This window comes from Myroides injenensis M09-0166 (assembly GCF_000246945.1).
GTDB classification, from domain to species: domain Bacteria; phylum Bacteroidota; class Bacteroidia; order Flavobacteriales; family Flavobacteriaceae; genus Flavobacterium; species Flavobacterium injenense.
The window spans coordinates 1-3,047 of the sequence record NZ_BAEX01000147.1 but is presented as its reverse complement, the minus strand read 5'-3'; the positions used below and the strand labels follow the sequence as shown (position 1 = coordinate 3,047).

The following is a 3,047-nucleotide window of genomic DNA, read 5'->3' as shown; positions in this document are numbered from 1 at the left end:
CAAAATAATTCTAATTATAATTAGAAAATCAGTAAATTCGAAGGATGAAATATTATCAGACAATATTATATCCTTCGAATTTCTTTTTAGTGCTAATGTGCTTTTTCTTTATGAGTTCGTGTAATCTACAAAAAGATGAACTATCTAAAATAGAAATTAGTCATGAAAATATAAGAATAGCTAATGAATTACAGGAAAAAGCGGATAGTTTTAATAATATAAGTCAATTAGACAATGCTTTCCAAGCCTATTTACAATCTAACACTTATTTTAACAGTCAAAATAAAGAAGAAAGTATTACTTATAATAATTTAAGAATTGCTACCATTTACTTAAATATTGGTGACCCTAATAGTGCACAAGAAATAGTTACCAAAGAATTACCTAACATAATAAATAAAGATAATAGTTACAAAGTATATATATATAATACATTAGCAATTTGCTATTCTGAACTAAAAGATTATTCCCTCGCCATTAAATATTTCAATCTTTCATTAGAAATAGCAAATTCAGAAGAAGAAAAAATTATTTTACTAAATAATATTGCTTCAAACCATATTAATCTAGACCAAGATAAAGAAGCAATCATTATTCTAAAAGACTTAGTTTCTTCAGAAACCTTCCAAAATAATTTAAGAGAGAGAGCAAGAATATTAAATAATCTAGGAAAAGCTCTTTCCATGAAGAACAAATCTTTAGGCTTACCAGAGCTACAAGAATCTTTAGATATCCGATTAAAAATTAATAATCAATTAGACATACTTAAAAGCTATACTACATTATCAGAATATTATCTTATAAATAACAATTTTATTTTAGCTCATGATTATGCCTTAAAAGCATATGAAATAACAAAAAGTTTTGATAGTAAAAACGACAAATTAAATATTCTTGAATATCTACTAAAATCTAATCCTAATGAAGCAACAAAATATTTAAATGAATATGTAGAATTATCAAAAACAATTGCATTAGAAAATCAACAAGCAAAAAATCAATTTGCAAAGATTCGTTATGATTTTGAACAACACGAACAAGAAAACATTAAATTAAAACTTAACCTACAGCACAGTGAGCTAATCTCTGCCAGAAGAAAGATAGGTCTATTTACTTTCGTGTTTATTTTTACAGGTGGTATTTTAATCCTTTTCTTTATTTATAGAAAAATTAAACAAAGACATCGTTTAGATAAAAACCAGCAAGTGTATCTAACAGAAACAAAAATTGCAAAAAAGGTTCATGATGAGCTAGCAAATGATGTATTCAACACACTTACTTATATACAGAATTTCAACTTAAACGATAATGAGGCTAAAAATCATCTAAGTAATGATTTAGAACTCATTTATAAAAAAGCTAGAAATATCTCTCTCGAATTAAAAGCTATTGATACAGACGAACATTTTATAGATACCCTAACCAATATATTTAATGAATATAGCACACAAAAATGTAAAGTAATTGTAACAGGTCTTTCAGATGACATTTTAAAAAACCTGAGTAGCCAACAAAAAATAACACTCTATAGAGTTATACAAGAACTACTGGTAAATATGAAAAAACACAGTATGGCTACTTTAGTAATCTTTAAGTTTAAAGAAAGCAACAAAAGAATAGAATTATTTTATTCTGACAATGGTGTAGGAATTATACAAGAACAAATAAAAAGAAAAAATGGTATTGCCAATATGGAAACCCGTATCAAAAATATTGGTGGTTCATTTATATTTGACAGTGATAATAAAATAGGTGTAAAATATAAAATTCAATTCCCTAAAAAATATGTTTAAGAAAATCTTAGTTGTTGAGGATTACGACAGTATTAATGTAGGCATTGTAACGGCATTATCGTCCGTTGACCGAGAAATATACAATACTAAATACTGTGATGATGCATGGGTAAAAATCAAAGGTGCTGAAATTAATAATTCCCCATTTGATCTAATTATAACCGACTTGTCATTTGTCGAGGACTTTAGAGAAACTACTATAAAAGGAGGAGCTGATTTAATACGCCTTATAAAACAAAACTATCCAAAAACAAAGATAATTGTGTATTCTATTGAAAACAGATACATAGAGATCAATACACTATTAGAAGAGCTAAAGGTAGATGCTTATGTTAGTAAAGGTAGAGATAGTCTTAAAGATATAATATCTGCAATCGATCATATTAGTAAAAGCAGTACTCCATACTTATCGCTAGATATTAAAGAATTAAAAAGTAATCCGACTGCATTAATATTAACGGATGAGGATCTAGAAATTATTCAGCTACTTTCAGAAGGGTACACTCAAAACGAAATAAGTATAAAATTCAAAGAAAAAAATAGCCACATAACAAGTACCAGCAGTATAGAGAAAAGAATTAGTAAAATTAAAACATCATTCGATGCGAAAAACACTATTCACTTAGTAAGTATAGCTAAAGATATGGGGCTTATCTAATACAATTGCACGGAAGAAATAAGTATTTTAATCCAACTTCAAGTAGATAATTATAAAAATGACAAAAAAATACAGTAAATGAGGAAAACCTCATCAAAGTAAATTTCGCAATATGTAATTTTGTTTCAACATCTTAAAATAGACAACCTCCTATTACTAATAAGAAATAGCTATTTTAATTTAATATTCATAATGAAACACCTTATTATTATGCGTAGTCGAATTGTATTTATAACATTGCCACTATTAATTATTCCCCTATTTTTTTTAGTATTATTCGATAACAATAATACAAAGAGTGAGGTCAAGATGCTCAATATTGAACAAAGTAAAATAGAGCAGCTTTTAACAAAGTATAAAAGTAATATTGACCATTATCCTCAATTGTACAAAAAAGCGCTATACGGAGACAAAAATAGCTTAAAGAGCTATTCTAACCTCATGTTAGAGACAGCTGAAATAGAAGAGCAATTAATTTCCTTACTTGAAGAGAATAAAACTAATACTTCGCAAGAATTAAAGAGATTTAAGAAACTCCAGAATAATTTTATTACCAGTATAACTTATGAGAAATAAAAAAAANANANATATATATA

At 26.7% G+C, this 3,047-nt stretch carries 3 protein-coding genes; all 3 read left to right on the top strand.

All coding sequences use genetic code 11. The features are described from left to right. Positions 1 to 44 precede the first annotated feature (44 nt). The 3 genes from RH98_RS14835 (at position 45) to RH98_RS15345 (ending at position 3,027) form a co-directional block, all read left to right on the top strand. Positions 45 to 1,793 (top strand): tetratricopeptide repeat-containing sensor histidine kinase, encoded by a 1,749-nt coding sequence (locus RH98_RS14835; RefSeq protein WP_026038946.1) that lies wholly within the window; start codon positions 45 to 47, stop codon positions 1,791 to 1,793. Further along, complete coding sequence (locus RH98_RS14830; protein ID WP_010257319.1) at positions 1,786 to 2,451, top strand: helix-turn-helix domain-containing protein; 666 nt, start codon at positions 1,786 to 1,788, stop codon at positions 2,449 to 2,451. The genes RH98_RS14835 and RH98_RS14830 overlap by 8 nt, the downstream gene beginning before the upstream one ends. 210 nt (positions 2,452 to 2,661) lie before the next feature. After that, entirely contained in the window at positions 2,662 to 3,027 is a 366-nt protein-coding gene (locus tag RH98_RS15345) for a hypothetical protein (RefSeq protein WP_010257315.1), read from the top strand. Positions 3,028 to 3,047: the final 20 nt, after the last annotated feature.